The sequence below is a fragment of the Mesorhizobium sp. M6A.T.Cr.TU.017.01.1.1 genome, from assembly GCF_004023115.1.
GTDB classification, from domain to species: domain Bacteria; phylum Pseudomonadota; class Alphaproteobacteria; order Rhizobiales; family Rhizobiaceae; genus Mesorhizobium; species Mesorhizobium mediterraneum.
In genome coordinates, this window is sequence record NZ_RZTA01000008.1 from 70,633 (window position 1) to 90,211 (window position 19,579).

Annotated in this window: 16 protein-coding genes; 7 read left to right on the forward strand and 9 right to left on the reverse strand. The window is 62.0% G+C overall.

From position 1 onward, the window contains the following. Window positions 1-96 precede the first annotated feature (96 nt). Window positions 97-2,553: a penicillin-binding protein 1A gene (locus tag EOB36_RS04380; protein WP_126106740.1), complete on the reverse strand. Its 2,457-nt coding sequence runs from the start codon at window positions 2,551-2,553 to the stop codon at window positions 97-99. Window positions 2,554-2,764: 211 nt separating this feature from the next. Beyond that, entirely contained in the window at window positions 2,765-4,027 is a 1,263-nt protein-coding gene (locus EOB36_RS04385) for an N-acetylmuramoyl-L-alanine amidase (protein WP_128284369.1), read from the reverse strand. A gap of 674 nt (window positions 4,028-4,701) precedes the next feature. Between EOB36_RS04385 and EOB36_RS04390 the strand changes: the two genes are divergently transcribed. Continuing rightward, on the forward strand, window positions 4,702-7,632 hold the full coding sequence (locus tag EOB36_RS04390; protein WP_128284370.1) for a ribonuclease E/G: 2,931 nt from the start codon (window positions 4,702-4,704) through the stop codon (window positions 7,630-7,632). An 89-nt stretch (window positions 7,633-7,721) separates the two neighbouring features. Here EOB36_RS04390 and EOB36_RS04395 read toward each other — a convergent pair whose 3' ends face one another. Then, window positions 7,722-8,651: a glutaminase gene (locus EOB36_RS04395; RefSeq protein ID WP_164759084.1), complete on the reverse strand. Its 930-nt coding sequence runs from the start codon at window positions 8,649-8,651 to the stop codon at window positions 7,722-7,724. Between the two features lie 5 nt (window positions 8,652-8,656). Next, complete coding sequence (locus tag EOB36_RS04400; protein WP_128284371.1) at window positions 8,657-9,805, reverse strand: aminotransferase class I/II-fold pyridoxal phosphate-dependent enzyme; 1,149 nt, start codon at window positions 9,803-9,805, stop codon at window positions 8,657-8,659. A gap of 168 nt (window positions 9,806-9,973) precedes the next feature. Here EOB36_RS04400 and EOB36_RS04405 point away from each other — a divergent pair, with 168 nt between their 5' ends. From EOB36_RS04405 to aat, 6 genes are all read left to right on the forward strand, one after another. Beyond that, window positions 9,974-11,368 (forward strand): M48 family metalloprotease, encoded by a 1,395-nt coding sequence (locus EOB36_RS04405; protein WP_128284372.1) that lies wholly within the window; start codon window positions 9,974-9,976, stop codon window positions 11,366-11,368. A 72-nt stretch (window positions 11,369-11,440) separates the two neighbouring features. Continuing rightward, window positions 11,441-12,244, forward strand: a complete 804-nt coding sequence (locus EOB36_RS04410; RefSeq protein ID WP_128284373.1) for a DsbA family protein — start codon at window positions 11,441-11,443, stop codon at window positions 12,242-12,244. 145 nt (window positions 12,245-12,389) lie between these two features. Beyond that, entirely contained in the window at window positions 12,390-12,824 is a 435-nt protein-coding gene (gene aroQ / locus EOB36_RS04415) for a type II 3-dehydroquinate dehydratase (RefSeq protein WP_126106746.1), read from the forward strand. Between the two features lie 26 nt (window positions 12,825-12,850). Continuing rightward, window positions 12,851-13,309, forward strand: a complete 459-nt coding sequence (gene accB, locus EOB36_RS04420) for an acetyl-CoA carboxylase biotin carboxyl carrier protein (RefSeq protein ID WP_128241174.1) — start codon at window positions 12,851-12,853, stop codon at window positions 13,307-13,309. Between the two features lie 19 nt (window positions 13,310-13,328). Then, complete coding sequence (accC, locus tag EOB36_RS04425) at window positions 13,329-14,672, forward strand: acetyl-CoA carboxylase biotin carboxylase subunit (RefSeq protein ID WP_095489489.1); 1,344 nt, start codon at window positions 13,329-13,331, stop codon at window positions 14,670-14,672. A gap of 29 nt (window positions 14,673-14,701) precedes the next feature. Next, on the forward strand, window positions 14,702-15,319 hold the full coding sequence (aat, locus tag EOB36_RS04430; RefSeq protein WP_128284374.1) for a leucyl/phenylalanyl-tRNA--protein transferase: 618 nt from the start codon (window positions 14,702-14,704) through the stop codon (window positions 15,317-15,319). Between the two features lie 30 nt (window positions 15,320-15,349). Here aat and EOB36_RS04435 read toward each other — a convergent pair whose 3' ends face one another. The 5 genes from EOB36_RS04435 to EOB36_RS04455 all read right to left on the reverse strand — a co-directional run bounded on the left by EOB36_RS04435 (window position 15,350) and on the right by EOB36_RS04455 (window position 19,415). Beyond that, window positions 15,350-15,718 (reverse strand): hypothetical protein, encoded by a 369-nt coding sequence (locus EOB36_RS04435; protein WP_128284375.1) that lies wholly within the window; start codon window positions 15,716-15,718, stop codon window positions 15,350-15,352. A gap of 65 nt (window positions 15,719-15,783) precedes the next feature. After that, a complete protein-coding gene (locus tag EOB36_RS34870; RefSeq protein ID WP_245467603.1) occupies window positions 15,784-16,371 on the reverse strand; it encodes a DUF2155 domain-containing protein in 588 nt (195 codons plus the stop codon). 128 nt (window positions 16,372-16,499) lie between these two features. After that, on the reverse strand, window positions 16,500-16,898 hold the full coding sequence (locus tag EOB36_RS04445; protein WP_128284376.1) for an NADH:ubiquinone oxidoreductase subunit NDUFA12: 399 nt from the start codon (window positions 16,896-16,898) through the stop codon (window positions 16,500-16,502). A gap of 144 nt (window positions 16,899-17,042) precedes the next feature. Next, window positions 17,043-18,104, reverse strand: coding sequence for a dienelactone hydrolase (locus EOB36_RS04450; RefSeq protein WP_128284377.1), 1,062 nt, complete (start codon window positions 18,102-18,104; stop codon window positions 17,043-17,045). Between the two features lie 204 nt (window positions 18,105-18,308). Further along, complete coding sequence (locus tag EOB36_RS04455; protein ID WP_128284378.1) at window positions 18,309-19,415, reverse strand: AraC family transcriptional regulator; 1,107 nt, start codon at window positions 19,413-19,415, stop codon at window positions 18,309-18,311. Window positions 19,416-19,579: the final 164 nt, after the last annotated feature.

Here is a 19,579-nt window from a genome sequence, read left to right on the forward strand (position 1 = left end):
CAGAGCTTGCGTTGGCGCGATACATAGGGACGGCACCGCCGCCTGTAAAGCGAAATGGGCCGGCTCGAAAGCCGGCCCAGAATGCCATATCCTATGTCAATAGAGCCCGCCGCCGCCGGACTGGATGGCTTGGTTGGCCTGTGGCGACAGCGAACCGCCGGAGGCGTTGGAGCCGTCCGCATCCATGCCGATTACCCAGTAGCTGTCGGCGGGGCCGGTGCCCGGCTTGAAGGCTTCGATAAAGGCGCCAGCGTCGCCTGGGTTGGCGCGCATGCCGGTCTTGCGATTGATGGCGATCAGCTTCATGCCTTCGGGGACCTTGAAATCGACATTGGGCGTGCCGTCCAGCGCCACGCGCATGACGTCCTTGAAGATCGGCGCGGCGAGGCCGCCGCCAGTCGCGCCCTTGCCAAGACCTTTCGGCTGATCGTAGCCCATGTAAAGCCCGACAACGAGATTGGGCGTGTAGCCGATGAACCAGGTATCCTTCTCGTCGTTTGTCGTTCCGGTCTTGCCGGCGATGTGGCGGCCGAGTTCGGCGACGGTGGCGCCGGTGCCGCGCTCTACGACGCCCTCCATCATCGAGGTGATCTGATAGGCGGTCATCGGATCGAGCACCTGCTCGGAATTGTCGACCAGTTCCGGCTCAGGCTGGTTCTGCCATTCGGCGGCGTTGCAATTTTCGCAGCCGCGTTCGTCCTGTCTGTACACCGTCTTGCCGTAGCGATCCTGGATGCGGTCGATCAGCGTCGGCTTGATCGACTTGCCGCCGTTGGCCATGATCGAATAAGCCGACACCATGCGCATCACGGTGGTCTCGCCCGAACCCAGCGCCATCGGCAGGTACGGCGCCAGACGGTCATAGACGCCGAAGCGCTCGGCATATTCCGCGACCAGCTTCATGCCCATGTCGTTGGCCAGGCGCACAGTCATCAGATTGCGCGACCTCTCGATGCCGGACCGCAAGGTCGCCGGGCCAGCTGTCCTTCCATCGTAGTTCTTCGGCGTCCAGGTCGTGTTGCCGCTCTTGATGGTGATCGGGCCGTCCATGATCACCGAAGCCGGCGTATAGCCATTGTCGAGGGCGGCCGAATAGACGATCGGCTTGAACGACGAACCCGGCTGCCGCATGGCCTGCGTGGCACGGTTGAATTCGGATTGCGCGTAGGAGAACCCGCCGACCATGGCCAGAACACGGCCGGTATGCGGATCCATGGCGATCAAGCCGCCTTCCACTTCGGGGGCCTGGCGCAGGATATAGGCTCCGTCCGTACCCTCTTTCTTCTGCACGAAGATGACGTCGCCCGGCTTCAGCACATCCGCCGGCGACTTGGCCTTGACCGTCTTGCCGTCGACTACATGACGCATGGCGAAGCTCATGTCCTCGCGGCTGACGGTGCCTTCGATGCGATCTTTGACGAGTTCGCCCGAGATCTGCCGCGTCGGCCGAAGGCCGATGGACAGGCCGCTCTCCGAGCTGTCGAGCACGACGGCGAGCGACCATTCGGGCACGTCGTCAAGTCCCTTGACTTCGCTCAAAGGCACGCCCCAGTCGCCGGATACGCTGATGGTCTTCACCGGCCCGCGATAGCCGCGCAGCGTGTCGAACTTCATCAGGCCGTTCTGCATGGCTTTGCGGGCGATGAGCTGCATCTTGGGATCGAGCGTTGTACGGACCGACAGGCCGCCCTCGTAGAGCGCATTCTCGCCGTAGCGCGCGCTGATCTGGCGACGCACTTCCTCGGTGAAGTATTCGCCGGCGAACAGATAGGTGCCGGAGCGGCGTGGCTTGACGCCGAGCGGCTCGGCCTTGGCCTTGGCGCCTTCCTCGGGCGTGACGTAGCCGTTGCCGACCATCTGGTCGATGACCCAGTTGCGGCGCTCGATGGCGCGGTCGGCATATTTGAACGGGTGATAGTTGGAGGGGCCCTTCGGCAAAGCCGCCAGGTAGGCCGCCTCCGCCACGGTGAGTTCATTCACCGCCTTGTCGAAATAGGTGAGTGCTGCGCCGGCGACGCCGTAGGCGCCAAGTCCGAAGAAAATCTCGTTAAGGTAGAGCTCGAGAATGCGATCCTTCGAATAGGCCTGCTCGATGCGGAAGGCGAGGATCATCTCCTTGATCTTGCGCTCGTAGGTCTGGTCCGAGGACAACAGGAAGTTTTTCGCCACCTGCTGGGTGATCGTCGAGGCGCCGACCTGGCGCTTGCCCGAGCCGAAATTCTGCAGATTGACCATGATTGCGCGGCCAAGGCCGGTCATATCGATGCCGGGATGATTGTAGAAATTCTTGTCCTCGGCAGACAGGAAGGCCGCCTTGACACGATCCGGCACCGCCTGGATCGGCAAATACAGGCGGCGCTCGCGCGCATATTCGGCCATCAGCGCACCATCGGACGCATGGATGCGGGTCGTCACTGGCGGTTCATACTTAGCCAGGACCTCGTAGTCGGGCAGATCCTTCGACAAATGGCTGATATAGATCGCCACGCCCGCCGCGACCAAAAGGGCCAGAGCCGTGCCGATGCCGAAGAAATAGCCAATGAGACGAATCATGCCCGCTCCAGTCCTTGGTTCGGGAATCTCCTAAACGAAGCCGCCTTTCGCGCAAGCTTTCGAGATGATCCCGACCAGTAATCGAAAACCCATGTCGCCACCATGTGGGGAAAATGCGGCAGCACGGAATTTCGGTCTCGAATCGGGGAAATAAGTACGGGGTGTTGTTGTCGTGCAACGCTGCCTCTGGTTGTGGGCGACGGCTGGCATCTCAGCCTCCGGTTCCTGCTCCGACCCTGGCTGAAGCGAACAGGGCGATGGCGTTGGTTATGCTCTGGGCCGCCTTGCCGCGCCAATCGGCGCTGAGCAGTTGCGCCTCGTCCTTGGCGTTCGACAGATAGCCGAGCTCGACCAGCACGGAGGGGACATCCGGCGCCTTCAACACTTTGAAGCTGGCCGAACGCTGCGGATTGTTGATGAGGCCGACGCTGGTGGAAAGCTGGCCGACCAAAGTCTGGGCGAAACTCATCGAGAAACTATGCGTCTCGCGTCGAATCAGGTCGATCAGAATGTCGGTCACTTCCTTGTTATCGTCCTTGATCTCCATGCCGGCGAATTGGTCGGAAAGGTTTTCACGGTCGGCGAGCGCCTGCGCTTCGGGATCGGAAGCCTTATCGGAGACCGTGTAGACGGTTGCGCCGCGAAGGCCCTTGACCCTGATCGTGTCAGCGTGGATCGAAATGAGCAGATCGGCCTCGTGCTGGCGAGCAATGCGCACGCGGTCGTCCAACCGCAGGAATTGATCCGTCTCGCGCGTCATGAACACGTCGTACTTGCCGACTGCGGCAAGTCTGGCCCGCAATTCGGTGGCGAAGGCGAGCGTGACGTTCTTCTCGACCGTGCCGTTCAGACCCTCGGCGCCGCCGTCGATGCCGCCATGACCTGGATCGATGACGACGGTGAAGCGATGGCCTGGATTGGAGATCGGCCCGGTGCCGACCCTGCCGCCCTTGTCGGGGGAGATCGTCGAACCGGTGGTCAGCGCCTGATTGGCAAGGGCGGCGTCGAACTCCCGCGCGGACGCCGCCGACATGTCGATGGCGATGCGGTAGCCGCTGCCGTCTTCATTCTTGAGCACGTCGAGCCTGTCGACGGCGAACGGGCCCTTGCCGGTGAGAATCAGCCGCGACACTCCCTCGCCGAGATCGCCGTAGCGCACCCCCCTGACCAGGCCGCGCGCCTTCACATCCTTGGCATTGATGGCAAATTTCGTGCTTGGCAGGTCGACGACCAGACGGTGGGGGCCACGCAGCAGGAACCATTTGACGTCGGGCTCGCGGTCGAAATTCATGACGATGCGCATCTTGGTGGCGTCACCCGCCATTTTATAGCTCGTCGCGGTGAGCGGCGCGTCGCCAGCAAAGGAAACAGGCGAAGAAGCCAGGCAAGCGACAACCAGCAACAGCAGACAAGCGGCGTGGAAGAGACCGTCTCTGGCACGACCGCCCTTGTGCGTGAAGACTGCCAGTCCCATCTCTTTCCAGTCGCTCCGGTTTGGCGCCAGGCGCCCAATCTTACTTGTCGGAGTGTCGGCGTCTTGTCGAAATGCCGGCTAGGCCGCGAACTCGATTAACGATTGGTATCCAGAGAAGGTTAACCAAGCCTTTTCATCCAAAGGCTTAAAGCCGTGCTTCCGTTGCGGAACCGCTTTTTGCCGGCATCCGAAATCGGGGTTGCCTTCCAACCCGCCAAATCATAAAAGCGATGGTGGATCACTGCAATCCTGGAACCGTCCTTCTCCGCAGCTTCCCGCTACAGGTCAGATGAACGACGGCTCCTTTCGCTTCAGGCGAAAAAGGTATCAGGTGATCGCGACGAATTTCGCAGGTGTGAGCCCGTGGCGGGGGAAACGCCTGCGTGAGGAAAACGGCCGGGATTGTCCCGCGCCGGCTCTGTACGAGCAAACAAGCTGGTCCGGTTTTCCCGGGCTTTGGTTCAAAAAGGTTCTGCTGGTTACGATGGCTTCAAGCGCAATCATGGAAAGGTCCGCAGCAAACCGCGCCATTATGGCTGCGGGCGGCACCGCCATGGCGCTAAGGCAGCGGCCGGCGGACATTCAATTGCCCGGCACCCATGTTCATCCACACTCACAGCGGCGGGTTTTGCCCCGCAAGCTGCGGCTGACGGCTGCCGGGGGGAAACGAAATAATGCCCAACAAGATGCTGATAGACGCCTCCCACCCGGAGGAAACACGCGTTGTCGTCGTTCGCGGTAACCGTATTGAAGAATTCGACTTTGAATCCCAGGACAAGAAGCAGCTCAAAGGAAATATCTACCTCGCCCGCGTAACCCGCGTCGAACCCTCGCTTCAGGCAGCCTTTGTCGAATATGGCGGCAACCGTCACGGTTTCCTCGCCTTCAGTGAAATTCATCCCGACTACTACCAGATTCCGGTCGCCGACCGTCAGGCGCTGCTGCGCGCGGAAGCGCAGGAGGCTGAAGACGAGGACGATGAGGACGGCGAAGGCGACGACCGCCAGAGCCGCGATCGCGGCCGGCGCGGGCGCCGGCGCGGTGGCAAGAGCCGCGACCGAGGCGAGCACAAGCGTGATGCAGGTGCGGCCGATTCCGACGATTCTGTCGATTCCCCCGTTTCTGCCGATTCCAGCGAGAACGGCTCCAATGAGAGTGGCGAGGATGCGGTCGCGGAGACCGTCGATGCCGTTTCCGAAAATGTGGAGACGGCGCCCGAGACTTCGGAACATCGCGAGGATGTCGCCAGTCATGAGACGAGTCATGATGAGACGAGTCGTGATGAGACTGGGCCTTCGGAAGGCGGACCCAATTCCATTGCCGCCAGCATCGAAGCGGATGTGATTTCCGAAGCCATGCCGCAGGCGGAGTCGGCCGGAGAAGCCACGTCCACCGACAATGATCGCGGCATGCTGGAAGAGGTGCACTCTACGCATTCGGATGATCATGAGGTCGAATCGGTCGGCGCCGAGGATGCGCTGGAAGAAGCGCGCAATCGCCGCAAGCCGGTGCGCCGGCAGTACAAGATCCAGGAAGTGATCAAGCGCCGGCAGATCCTTCTGGTGCAGGTCGTGAAGGAAGAGCGCGGCAACAAGGGCGCGGCGCTCACCACCTATCTGTCGCTTGCCGGCCGCTATTCGGTGCTGATGCCGAACACGGCGCGCGGCGGCGGCATCTCGCGCAAGATCACCAACGCACAGGACCGCAAGCGACTAAAGGAGGTCGTCGCCGATCTCGAAGTGCCGCAGGGCATGGGCGTCATCCTGCGCACGGCCGGCGAAAGCCGCACCAAGGCCGAGATCAAGCGCGACTACGAATATCTGATGCGGCTTTGGGAAAACGTCCGCAATCTGACGCTGCAGTCCACGGCCCCTGCCCTGGTCTACGAGGAAGGCAGCCTGATCAAGCGCTCGGTGCGCGACCTCTACAACAAGGACATCGACGAGATCCAGGTCTCCGGCGAAGAGGGCTATCGCGAGGCCAAGGACTTCATGCGCATGCTGATGCCGAGCCACGCCAAGGTCGTGCAGCCGTTCCGCGACACGACGCCGATCTTCGTGCGCAATGGCATCGAAGCGCAGCTCGACCGCATGCTGCAGCCGCAGGTGACGCTGAAGAGCGGCGGCTACATCATCATCAACCAGACCGAAGCGCTGGTCGCCATTGACGTCAATTCGGGCCGCTCGACCAAGGAGCACTCGATCGAGGACACGGCGCTTCACACCAACCTGGAAGCGGCCGAGGAAGTCGCACGGCAGCTGAGGCTGCGCGATCTCGCCGGCCTGATCGTCATCGACTTCATCGACATGGAGGAGAACCGCAACAACCGCTCCGTCGAGAAGCGGCTGAAGGATCACCTCAAGAACGATCGCGCCCGCATCCAGGTCGGCCGCATCTCGCATTTCGGCCTGATGGAGATGTCGCGCCAGCGCATCCGTGCCAGCGTGCTGGAATCGACGATGAAGCCGTGTCCGCATTGCGGCGGCACCGGCCATGTCAGGTCCGATTCGTCTGTCGCGCTGATGGTGGTGCGAGCGATCGAGGAATTCCTGCTCAAGGATTCGCGCAGCCACATCACGGTGCGGACGCCGGCCGCGACCGCGCTCTATGTGCTCAACCACAAGCGCGGCACGCTGGTGGAGCTCGAAAGCCGCTTCGGCCTGACCATCACCATCGAAGCCGACGACACGGTTGGCGCCCAGCATTATGCGATCTTCCGCGGCGCGTTGGCGGAAAAGCCTGAAGGATTCGTCGAGGTGCGCACCTTGCCCGCCTATGTCGAGCCGGAAGAGCCCGCGGACGAAATCGTCATCGAGGAGGATGAGGACGAGGCTGTTGCACCGGCCGAGCAACCGCGCCAGGCCCAGCAGCCGCAGCAGCCAAGGCTCGCCGAGGATGGCGAAGGCCGCGACCGCAAGCGTCGCAAGCGCCGCAGACGGCGCGGCGGCAAGGATCGCGACCGCGAGCATGGCGCCCCCGTGGAAGGCGCGCCCCTCTCGGCCACTGCCGATGGCGTCTCCGAAGCCTCAAACGATGAAGGCGCCGAAGCAGACCAAGAGGCGCAGGTCGGCGTTGCCGAGGCGGTGGACGCGTCGGATGACGGTCAGGGCAAGAAGCGCCGGCGTGGCAAGCGCGGCGGCAAGCGCAATCGCCGTGAAGACGGCGAAGGCGAGGTCGATGCAGGCACTGCCGAGGCGGCTGACAGTCCCGAAGGCGACGTCTTGGAGTCCGTCTCCAGCGAGCCGGTAGCAGCAACGCCGGTCGAAGAGCCTGCGGACCTTGCTCCGGCCAACGACGACACGCCGAGCGCCGAGAAGCCGAAGAAGCCGCGCCGCGCCGCCAAGCCGAAGAAGGCTGCAACAGACGCCGTCGCTGAGACACCGGTTGCCGAGCCGGAAGCCTCCGCCGAGGCTCCGGCGCCTGTTTCGGAGGAAACAGCCGTGGCCGCCATCGACGAAAAGCCGAAGGCCCGCCCATCGCGACGCAAGCCGGCACCGGTTGATGCTCCGGTTGAGCCGATCGTGTCCTCGACTGTTGCCGACGAGGCAAAGACCGAGGACAAGCCGAAGCGTGCCGGCTGGTGGCAGAAGAAAGGTTTTTTCTAAGCCTTTCAGTTGCTTATACTGATCTTCTGACAAAAAATCCCGCGCCATCCAAAGACGGCGCGGGATTTTTCTTGCCTGAGATCCCAACGCTATGGCGCGAAGATCGACCAGTTCATCATTTTCGCCAGCCTTTCCAGCGCTATCGATCCCAGCCTGGAATTGCCGTTGGCGTTGAGGCCGGGCGACCAGACGGCGAGCGACGCCACACCAGGAACGACCCCCAATATGCCGCCGCCTACGCCGCTCTTGCCCGGGATGCCGACGCGAAAGGCGAAATCGCCGGAGCCGTCATAATGACCGCAAGTCAGCATCATCGCGCCAATGCGGCGCGCGCGCTCGGCCGACACCACGGAATGGCCGGTCGCCGGGTTCTTGCCGCCATTGGCGAGGAAGCGGCCGGCCAAAGCCAGTTGCCGGCAGCTCATGGCGATGGCGCAATGGTGGAAATAGACGCCCAGCGCCAGGTCCGGCGCGTGGTTGAGATTGCCGAAGGATTTCATGTAGTTGGCAAGGGCCAAATTGCGAAAACCGGTGGCGCGTTCCGAAGCCGCGACTTCGCGGTCGATGATGATGGTCTCGTCGTCGGCCAGGAACTGGATGAAGCGCAGGATCTCGCCGATCGCCTCGCGCGGCTGGTGGCCGGCGAGCAGAATGTCGGAAATGACGATGGCGCCGGCATTGATGAACGGATTGCGCGGAATGCCGTTCTCATGCTCGAGCTGGACGATCGAGTTGAACGGGTTGCCCGAAGGCTCGCGCCCGACACGCTGCCACAGCGCGTCGCCGACATTGCCGAGCGCCAATGTCAGCGTGAACACCTTCGAAATGCTCTGGATTGAAAACGGCTCATCGGCGTCGCCCGCCATCAGCACGCGACCGTCATTGGTCACGGCGGCAATGCCGAACTTCTTCGGATCGACCTTGCCGAGTTGCGGAATGTAGGTCGCGACATCGCCGCGATCCGTGCGCTCCGCCATTTCGGCGGCAACTTCGGTCAAAGCTTGTTCAAGGTCCGGCATTCGCGCTACTTCAGCCAGCGTTCGATGCGCGCCATCGCCTCGACCACCTCGTCGTGGCTGCCGGCATAGGAAAAGCGCATGGTTCGATGGCCTTGCAGCGGATCGAAATCGCGGCCGGGCGTCGCCGCAACATGCGCCTCGGCCAGCATCCTGCGCGCGAAGGCCATGCTGTCGTTGGTGTGCCTGGTGACATCGCAGAAGGCGTAGAAGGCGCCATCCATCGGTGCCGCCAGCGCAAAGCCGAGTTCGGGCAGGCGTTTCATCAAAAGCTCGCGATTCCAGGCGTAGCGCGCCTTCACCGCTTCCAATTCCCCAGTCGCCTTGAATGCCTCGATCGCGGCGATCTGGGACAGTTCCGGAGGCGAGATGTAAAGGCTCTGGGCGATGCGCTCGACCGGCCGCACCAATTGTTCCGGCAGCACCATCCAGCCGATGCGCCAACCGGTCATGCAGTAATATTTCGAGAAGGAATTGATCACCGTCATGTCACGGCCGTAGGCAAGCGCCGTGGTGTCCGGCGCAGCATAAGCCAGCCGGTGATAGATCTCGTCGGAGATCACGGCAATGCCGAGCTCTTCCGCCGTCGTCACCAGAGCCGACAGCTCGTCGGCGGGGATAATCGCGCCGGTCGGATTGGCCGGGCTGGCGAACAACACGCCCCTCAGCTTCTTTTCGCGATGCGCGGCCTTCAGGTGCTCGGCGTGGAGATAGGCATCACCGTCGAGCTCGATCTCGACGATCTCGATGCCGAGCGCGGCCATGATGTTGCGATAGGCCGGGTAGCCGGGGGCGGCGATGGCGACACGGTCGCCTGGATCGAACATCGCCAGAAAGGCCAGGTTGAACGCGGCCGACGATCCGGTGGTGACGGCGATCCGGCCGGGCGAGACGTCAAGCCCGTAGTGGTCCGCATAGTGCTGCGCGATTGCCTCGCGCAGGCCCGCAAGACCCAATGCGTCGGTGTAGCCGATGCGCCCCATCTTCAATGCGTTCGTCGCCGCTTCCCTAACCCCGGCCGGCGCCGGATCGGACGGCTGGCCAACAGCCATGGAAACGACCGGCACGCCCTTTGCTTTCAGCCGATTCGCTTCTGCCAGAATGTCCATGGCGTGGAACGGCTCGACTTCGCCGCGACGCGAAAGCGATACAACCATTTGACCTCTTTCCTTGTCGGCCCTCGGGTCGGCCCCTGCCGGCTGCCGGCGCCGAGCTTTGGCGTCCCGCGCCGCACAAATGCCCGATTGATGTGAGGATCACAAGTTCAGTAAAGTTTCAGTGCCGACTTTTCATCCTCCGCCCGCTCGTCTACCAGTGGACCTGCCATGTTGAATCGACCCAAATCGACGATTGCCAGGGCAGCGCGCGTCTTCGCGACGCTTTCGCTTGCCGCGACGGTCGCCGTGACCAGCACGGTCAGCGCCTTCGCGCAAAACGTGCCGGTGGTGCGCGATGCCGAGATCGAGGCGCTGGTGCGTGACTATGCGCGGCCGATCTTCAGGGCGGCGGGCCTGCCGGAAGACGGCGTCGACATCGTGCTGGTCAACGACCAGAGTTTCAACGCTTTCGTTGCCGGATCTCGTCTGTTCATCAACACCGGTGCCCTGATGTCGGCGGAGACGCCCAACGAGATCATCGGCGTCATCGCCCATGAGGCCGGCCACATTGCCGGCGGGCACCAGCAGAAATTGCGCAACCAGCTCGAACGCGCCAAGACGATGGCCATCATCGCGACGCTGCTTGGCGCCGGTGCCGTCGTCGCCGGCGCCACCACCAAAAGCCGGGGCCTCGCCGGCGCCGGCATGGGGGTTGCGGCTGGCGGCGGCGAGATGGCGCAGCGCAGTATCCTCGCCTATCAGCGCACCGAGGAGATGACCGCCGACCGCTCGGCGATAACCTATCTCAATGCCACCGGCCAGTCCGGCATGGGCATGCTGAAAACCTTCGACCGCTTCCAGAGCGCACTCTCGCTGTCGGGGGCGCAGGTCGATCCCTACCGGATCAGCCATCCGCTGCCGCGGGAACGCATCGCCAATCTCGAAGTGCTGGTTAAGCAGAGCCCCTATGTCGACAAGGTCGATCCGCCGGCACTGCAGCAGCGGCACGACATGATGCGCATCAAGATCGCCGCCTACATGGAAGGCCAGGCCGCCGCATCGCGGCTGATGCGCAAGAACCCGGGCAGCCTCGCCTCGCAATATGGCGACGCGCAGACGGCCTATCTCTATGGCAATCTGGCCAAAGCGCTTGCCAAGACCAACGCACTGATCAAGGCACAGCCCAAAAACCCGTATTTCCAGGAATTGCGCGGCGACGTCCTGATGAAGGCGAACAAGCCGAGGGACGCGGCGGAAGCCTATGCCAAGGCGGTCAGCCTCGATCCAGCCAGATCCGGGCTGCTGCCGGTCTCCTACGGCCAGGCGCTGATGGCCGTCGGCACGCCCGATTCCCTGGAGAAAGCGGTGGTGCAGATCAACAAAGGCCTCGGGCGCGACCGGGAAAACGCGGTCGGGTATCGCTATCTGGCGCAGGCCTATGGCGAGCTCGGCAAAATCCCAGCCGCCGACCTTGCGACCGCCGAAGGCCATTTCTATTCCGGCGCCTATAAGGATGCCAAGATCTTCGCAATGCGCGCGCAGATGAAAATGAAGCGCGGCGAGCCGGGCTGGATCCGCGCGCAGGACATCATAAACTACGCACCATCAGGCAAGAAAAAGTGAACCTTCCGGCCATGCGCGGCGACATATAGTCGGACCAATTGGGCCGGAAACCAGGCAAGAGGATCGAGGACCATGAACAAGGCAATTCTGCTGGGCACCACGGGAGTGGCGGTCGCTCTCGCCATGGTGGGTTTCGGGTTCGTGACCGGAAGTCCGCAGGCGGCAAAGGCCGATGCCGCGCAGATCGCCCAGGCAGCGTCTGCCGACACCAAGATCGACAGGGCCGAAGTCGAGGGCATCATCCGCGATTACCTCTTGAAGAACCCGGAAGTGCTGCTGGAGGCGCAGCAAGCGCTCGAGGCCAAGCAGAAGGAGGCGCAGCAGGTTGCCAGCCTCAGCGTCATCAAAAATGCCAAGGACCAGATCTTCAATTCGACCTTCGACGGCGTCGTCGGCAATCCGAACGGCAAGGTCACCATCGTCGAGTTCTACGATTACAATTGCGGCTACTGCAAACGCGCCATGGAGGACATGCAGGCGCTGACGACAGCCGATCCGGACCTGCGCTTCGTGCTCAAGGAGTTCCCGATCCTCGGCCCGGATTCGCAGAAGGCGAGCGTCGTCTCGATGGCCTTCCACCTGATGATGCCGGAGAAATACGGCGAGTTCCACAACGCGCTGCTCGGCGGCCAGGGACGCGCCACCGAGGCGGCGGCCCTCAAGGTAGCGCTTTCGCTCGGCGCCGACGAAGCGGCGCTGCGCGAGAAGATGAAGGACCCGTCGATCGCCGAGGCCCTCTCCAAGACCTATGACCTTGCCAACAAGCTGGCCATCACCGGAACACCCTCCTATGTGGTCGGCAACGAGGTGGTATTCGGGGCGCTCGGGCAGGAAGTGCTGGCGGAGAAGATCGAGGCGGCCAAGGCCGCACTCTGATCGACCGCTGGTTTTCGGCGCAAGCCGTTTTTTCCACCTGTTGTGGACAGCGAAAGAACCCACTTGCGCTCTTTTCGCAGGCGTCTAAGCCCAGTATAGAGGCCCGGTGCGCCGGCTGATGCGGGCGGCGGGAAAGGTCGGCATTTTGAAAACGGTTTTCGTCCTGAACGGTCCCAACCTCAACGCGCTCGGCAAGCGCGAGCCAGGCATCTATGGCGGCAAGACGCTTGCGGCGATCGCTGACGATTGCAAGCAGGCGGGTGCGGCGCTTGGGCTTGAGATCGATTTCCGTCAGTCGAACCATGAGGGCGACCTCGTCGACTGGATACAGGAAGCCGCCGACAAGGCTGTCGGCATCGTCATCAATCCGGGCGCCTACAGCCACACCTCGATCGCCATTCACGACGCCATCCGCTCCGTCGCGCCATTGCCCGTCGCCGAAGTTCATCTTTCCAACATCCATGCGCGGGAATCATTTCGCCACGTCTCCATGGTCTCGCCGGTCGCCGTCGGCATGATCTGCGGGTTCGGGCCGCTCGGCTACACGCTGGCGCTGCAGGCGCTGGCCGCACGCCTATGACCGGCCAACAAACAGAAGGCTCGAAAATGTCGATAAAGAAGAACGGTGTTGACCAGCAGCTTATCCGCGACCTGGCGGGCATACTGAACGACACCAACCTCACCGAGATCGAGGTCGAGTTGGGCGACTTGAAGGTGCGCGTGTCGCGCCAGGCGCCGGCCGTCCATGCGGTCGCCGCACCGCAGCCCGCCTATGCGCCGCCGACAGCGCAGCCGGCGGCCGCAACCACCGCGGCAGCGGCCGAGATTTCCAAGAATGCGGTGGCCTCGCCCATGGTCGGCACCGCCTACCTGGCGCCGTCGCCCGACGCCAAGGCGTTCATCGAGGTCGGCCAGCAGGTCAAGGAAGGCCAGACGCTGCTGATCATCGAGGCGATGAAGACGATGAACCAGATCCCCTCGCCCCGTGCCGGCACGGTGACGGCGATCCTGTTCGAGGATGCGCAGCCGGTCGAATATGGCATGCCGCTCGTCGTGATCGAGTAGAGCCGGGAACAGCCGAGAAATGTTCCAGAAAATCCTCATCGCCAATCGCGGCGAAATCGCTCTGAGGGTGCTGCGCGCCTGCAAGGAGCTCGGCATCCAGACGGTGGTGGTGCATTCAACCGCCGATGCCGATGCCATGCATGTGCGGCTCGCCGACGAGAGCGTCTGCATCGGCCCGCCGCCGTCGCGCGACAGCTATCTCAACATCCACCAGATCGTCGCGGCCTGCGAGATCACCGGCGCCGACGCTGTGCATCCGGGCTATGGCTTCCTGTCGGAGAATGCCAAATTCGCCGATATCCTCGCCGCGCACAACATCACCTTCATCGGCCCGTCCGGCGATCACATCCGCATCATGGGCGACAAGATCGAGGCCAAGCGCACCGCAAAGCGTCTTGGCATTCCGGTGGTGCCCGGCTCCGACGGCGCGGTCACCGAGGAAAAGGAAGCCAAACGCATCGCCGCAGAGATCGGCTATCCCGTGATCATCAAAGCGTCGGCCGGTGGCGGCGGACGCGGCATGAAGGTGGCGCGCAGCGAAGCCGATCTTGTGGTCGCGCTGCAGACGGCGCGCTCGGAAGCCGGAGCCGCCTTTGGCGACGACGCCGTCTACATCGAGAAATATCTCGAAAAGCCGCGCCATATCGAGGTGCAAGTGTTCGGCGACGGTGCTGGCCGCGGCGTGCATTTCGGCGAACGCGACTGCTCGCTGCAGCGGCGCCACCAGAAGGTCTGGGAAGAGGCGCCCTCGCCGGCGCTCAATGCCGAGGAGCGCGCGCATATCGGCGGCGTCTGTGCCAAGGCTATCGCCGATCTCGGCTACTCCGGCGCCGGCACCATCGAATTCCTCTACGAGAACGGCGAATTCTACTTCATCGAGATGAACACCCGCCTGCAGGTCGAGCATCCGGTGACGGAGGCGATCACCGGCATCGACCTCGTGCATGAGCAGATCCGCGTCGCCTCGGGCGGCGGGCTTTCGGTGCGCCAGGAAGATATCCGCTTTCAGGGCCACGCCATCGAATGCCGCATCAATGCCGAGGATCCGCGAACCTTCACCCCGTCACCCGGCACGATCACCCATTTCCACACGCCGGGCGGCCTCGGCATCCGCGTCGATTCCGGCGTCTATTCCGGCTACAAGATCCCGCCCTATTACGACAGCCTGATCGGCAAGCTGATCGTGCACGGCCGCAACCGTGTCGAATGCATGATGCGGCTGCGGCGGGCGCTCGACGAATTCGTCGTCGACGGCATCAAGACGACGCTGCCGCTGTTTCGTGATCTCGTCGGCAATGCCGATATCGCCAATGGCGAGTATGACATCCACTGGCTGGAAAAATATCTGGCCAAAGAGGATTAGGTCGTGAACTTATAGAATATAATGATGCGATGACCCGTCCCTACGCGCCAGGCTATCGCATACCGACCGACCTGTTGCTCAAGGCCTACGCCTCGGGCGTCTTCCCGATGGCCGAAAGCGCCACCGATCCCGAAGTGTTCTGGGTGCGGCCGGAGACGCGCGGCATCATCCCGCTCGATGGTTTTCACACGTCCAAAAGCCTGAGGAAGGCGATCCGGAAAAGGCAGTTCGATATCCGTTTCGATTTCGACTTCGAGGCGACCATCGATGGCTGCGCCGAGCGGCGCGAGGAGCGCCGGTCGACCTGGATCAATGCGCCGATCCGCGAGGCGTATATCGAACTCCATCGGATGGGCCATTGCCACTCGGTCGAAGCCTGGCGCGAGGGTCGGCTGGTTGGCGGCCTCTATGGCGTGTCGCTCGGCCGGGTGTTCTTCGGCGAAAGCATGTTCGCCAGGGAAACGGACGCGTCGAAGGTCTGCCTGGTGCATCTGGTCGAGCGCCTGAAGGAACGGCACTTTGCGCTGCTCGACACGCAGTTCACCACCGAGCACCTCAAACGCTTCGGCGCGGTCGACGTGCCAAGGGGCAGATACGAAAAGATGCTGGCTGACGCGCTGAAGGGCGAAGCGCTCTTCTTTCCCTGACGACCCGACTTTCCCTGACGACCCGTCCAATCAGCCTTTCGCCGGGACTTCCAACGGCGTCTGTGCGTGGAACATCATCTTCCAGCCGTTGACGCGATGGACATAGCCGGTGCTGACCAGCGCCGCATAAGGCTCGCCATTCTCGCGAGTGGCGTGGGCCTCATAGGTCAGCATGACGATGTCGCTACCCGGCTCGATGATGCCCTTGAGGTCGATGTCGAGATCGCGCCAGCGGTTCGGGTCCGTCGCGGTTTCGGCCAGATCGGCGTTGCTCATCGCCTGCGCCATCTGTGGGAACGCCACCAGGCATTCGGTGTCGGCATTGGCTTTGAAATAGGCTGCGTCACCGGTCCAGAACCCTTTTTCGAGTTCGAGAAGCTCGCCTTTGTTGGCCATCATCGGAACGTCCTCCGCACGTGCCCTAACGCGCGGCTGGCAGGGCAGTTCCGAAAGGACGCAGCGCTCTAGTTGGTCTTGGCCGCGTCGGGTGCCGGCACATCCGACTTCTGCTTGCAGCCCTTCAGCCAGACGTCGTAGACGGCGTGCTCGACAGCGTTGAGGCCGGGGCTCTCGGCAAACATCCAGCCTGTGAAGATGCGGCGGATCTTGCGATCCAGCGTGATCTCGTCGACCTCGACGAAGGAATCGGTCTTTGGCTCTTCGGTTTGCGGCCGCGAATAGCAGATGCGCGGCGTCACCTGCAAAGCACCGAACTGCACCGTCTCGTCGATATAGACATCGAAGGTGATGATGCGGCCGGTGATCTTGTCGATGCCGGCGAATTCGGCGACGGGATTGGTGATGCGTTGTGGTGCCGCCGGCGCCACTGTCGCATCCGGTTCCACTGTCGCATCCGGTTCCATTGGCGCATCCGGGTCCACTGGCGCCTCAAATTCCGTCGGCGCCCCCGGGTCCACTGGCGCCTCAAATTCCGTCGGCGCCCCCGGGTCCGCTGGCACCTCCAACGTCTGCGCGGCGGCCATGCTAAAAGCGGCAAAACCGGCGGCGGCCACCGTCAGTCCGCCTATCGAGATTCGGCTGAAAATGCTCATGCAAGGGGTCCGGTGGTTTGCGCCCGGGGTGATTCTGTCGCGCCCAAGGCTAGTCGCTGCTGTCAGATCAGCAAGCAGCTAAACGCCAATTGTGGCGATAAAGGACCGATCTCCACCTTGACGAGCGGTTACGAACCCGGCGTCCAGGCGTCGTAATCGCCTGTCACCTGCGGGCGGTGCTGATTGGTAAGCACCGAGCCCTTGGGGCGATAGGCGGCGGCACTTCCGGTGAGGTTCGGCTGATGCGGCTTCTGCCAGTCGCGTGGCTTGTAATTGTCGCTCGGCGGCGCGACATCGACGCGGTGATGCATCCAGCCATGCCAGCCGGGCGGAATCATCGAGGCTTCCGAATAGTCGCGATAGATGACCCAGCGGCGGGTGCGGCCTTCCGAATCGACCCCGCCCTCGTAGTAGATGTTGCCAGCCTCGTCCTGCCCGACCTTCTTGCCGTGGCGCCAGGTGTGGAAGCGCGTTCCCAGCGTCTGGCTGTTCCACCAGGTGAAAAACTGCAGAAGGAAAGTTTTCATCCAAATCCTCGTGGCGGGCGCCCGTTGCCTGCTTATGGCGCCAGGTCATCGCGAAGGCAAGACTTTTGCCTAAGGTGCCGTACAAATGGTTGTCAAAAGACCGACGTCCGTTATCGATGCGGACGCATACGGGACAGTCGATGTTTAAGGGCTTGCCATCAATGCTCGACTGAAGGCAGTGGTGACCATACTGATCAGTTCCGTATGGATTTCGCGCCGTGTGCGGCCTCCGCCATCCATGCAAATCGGATCACCAACCCTTTCAGCTTCGGCGAGCTCAGGCGCACCAGGTTTGCATTCGGCAAACATGCTGTAGTGGCTCGCATCTCCGATTGTGGAATAGGTGGCATTTGGGATGGCTTTTGCAATTTTGGCGGCCTGCGCGGTCAGAGGGATTTTCCCTGGTTGACCTAGATTTATGAGTTCAACAGGAATTGAGATCTGCGAAAAGCCGTTGAATTCGAAGACATCGACGGGTGCAGGATCAATCGCCATTGCAAATCTGATACGCGTATCTTCATTGTTGCGGCCGGCCGATGTCAAATCCATGGTGTGAAGATCAACGCCGCTTTGCCTGACCCATCCACAAAGAGAAGGGTTGAGCGCGTCCGTATCGCAATAGCCCGCCAAGCGTTTTGCATCGAGGCGGGCACCAGCTATCGCCAAAGCTGTGCTTCCGCCCATGGAAAGCCCGAGCGTACCTACCTTGTCATGTTCGAGGTGCTCTTCGAAAAAAGGGGCTTTGTCCATCGCATTCAAGGTCTCGGTGATATCCGCAGGTCTCAGCCAAAGCTTCATCGTTTCCACCGCGGATCGGTTTGCGCCTGTATTTCCGGGATGGGTAGGGGCCGCCACAACGAACCCCTGCTTCGCCAATGGCATCGCAATCCAGCTCAAGGCTTGCGCGTTTCCTGCCAGGCCAGCGCCATGGGATAGCAATATGACAGGAAATTTTCCATCCGAGATTGGGGCATCGAGCATGGCAGGCGTTCCCAGAAAAAACATGCTCTCCCCAAGCATAATCGGTTTGCCACCCGAAGATGCCGGGTACCAAACGGTCACGTCGAGATCGACCCCGCGCTCTTTGGAGAGAGCCGCAATCTGACGCACACCGACATTGTCGCTGGCGACGGCTGGCTGTTGCACCACCAACGCCGAAGACGCGACGGTCCAAAGCATAGCCAAGACATTCATCAAGAACTTCATTGTTTTCCTCTTGCGCTCGTCATCATCGTCACGCTGTCAATTCTCGTACCGGAGTTCGGATAGTTGCCGATAAGAATGAGCTTCAGCGTTCAGGCCCCAAGATTGACCGGAATCCTGGCTGGCTCGCCCTCGAACGCGATCTTGGACGTCCGAGATCGTGATCAAGGTCGTTTCGCGCGATGAATTCAGCCCCTAGGTGCAGGATTACGAGGCGACAGGTGCCCCGTTTTGCGTTTCGGGCGCGGCAGACGTTTCGCCACCGACCCGGCGATAGGCGCTGGGTGTCATGCCCGTGACGCGCAGGAACTCGCGGTTGAAGTTCGACTTCGTGCCAAAACCCGATTCCAGCATGACGACTGTCACCGGATCGCGTGTCGAGACCAGTCGTCGCTGCGCATCGCTGACCCGGTATTCATTTACGACTTGGGAAACGTTGCGGCCATGAACCCGGTTAATCGCCCCGGAAATCTGTCGGGCAGGTATTCCGGCGCGCCGTGCAACACGGTCCAGCGTCAGGTCCGGATCGCGATAAAGATGCTGCTCAGCCATCAGTGCATCAATCCGGCGTATAACGACCTTGTCCGCCTCGGAAAGATCCTCGTTGACCGGCGAAGAGTAAGAGAGTGAAGGCAGTGGCTCGAAGGTGGCGAATGCGAGACCCTCCTCTGTGGCGTTGAATTCCATTTCAGGGCGAGTGTCGTCCGCGACGGTTGCGGCGTAACCGGCGACCGCTAGCCACAGAACGCTCGCAGCGGTCAGGAGCATTTGGGCCTGCCGCCCATCACCAAAAAGGAGATCAAGCGATACCGTTGCATCGACAAAGGCGGTGATAATGAGAAGAAGCGCGACCGCGACGAGCGCCTTGTGCGCGGTCCACTCGTCACTAAGACGCACAGCCGCAAGCGCACTCGGGCCTTGCCGCGCAACTCGCAAGAGCGCGAGGCCGTATCCGAGATTGATCACGAAAAGAACAATGTCGATTGGTGCACGCCAGAAGGCGACGAGAGCCGCGACGAGGCACGCCGGCATTAAATGCGGCCACAGGTCTGAGGGTTTCGCTAGGTTCTTGCGACGAAGCTGATCGAAGGCGGCGAAGGAAAGCGCGGGCAGGACAGCGGCGAGGATTGGCTGGATGAAGCGTGCCGGATACCAACCGACGTTCCAGTTCAATCCTGACACAGTCGCCTGAATTGCGAAGGCGGCCACGAGCAGCGGAAAGAGCCCGAGCTTTCCTTGTCCCTGCCGGATCATCCGCACGAGGATAAGGAGCAGAACAAGCGAAATGACGAACGGGAGCGGTATCGATGGCATGTATAACCATTACCACGTAAGAGGCTTCTTCATTGCGCCGTGGGTGATGGTGGACGCCCCTAAATTTTAGATGAAATTTTGTCGCGTGAATTCGCCGCAGAAGGCGAAGATTCGCGACCAACTTTTGCGAGCGGCCGGGCATCCGCGCACGTAGCGATCTTATC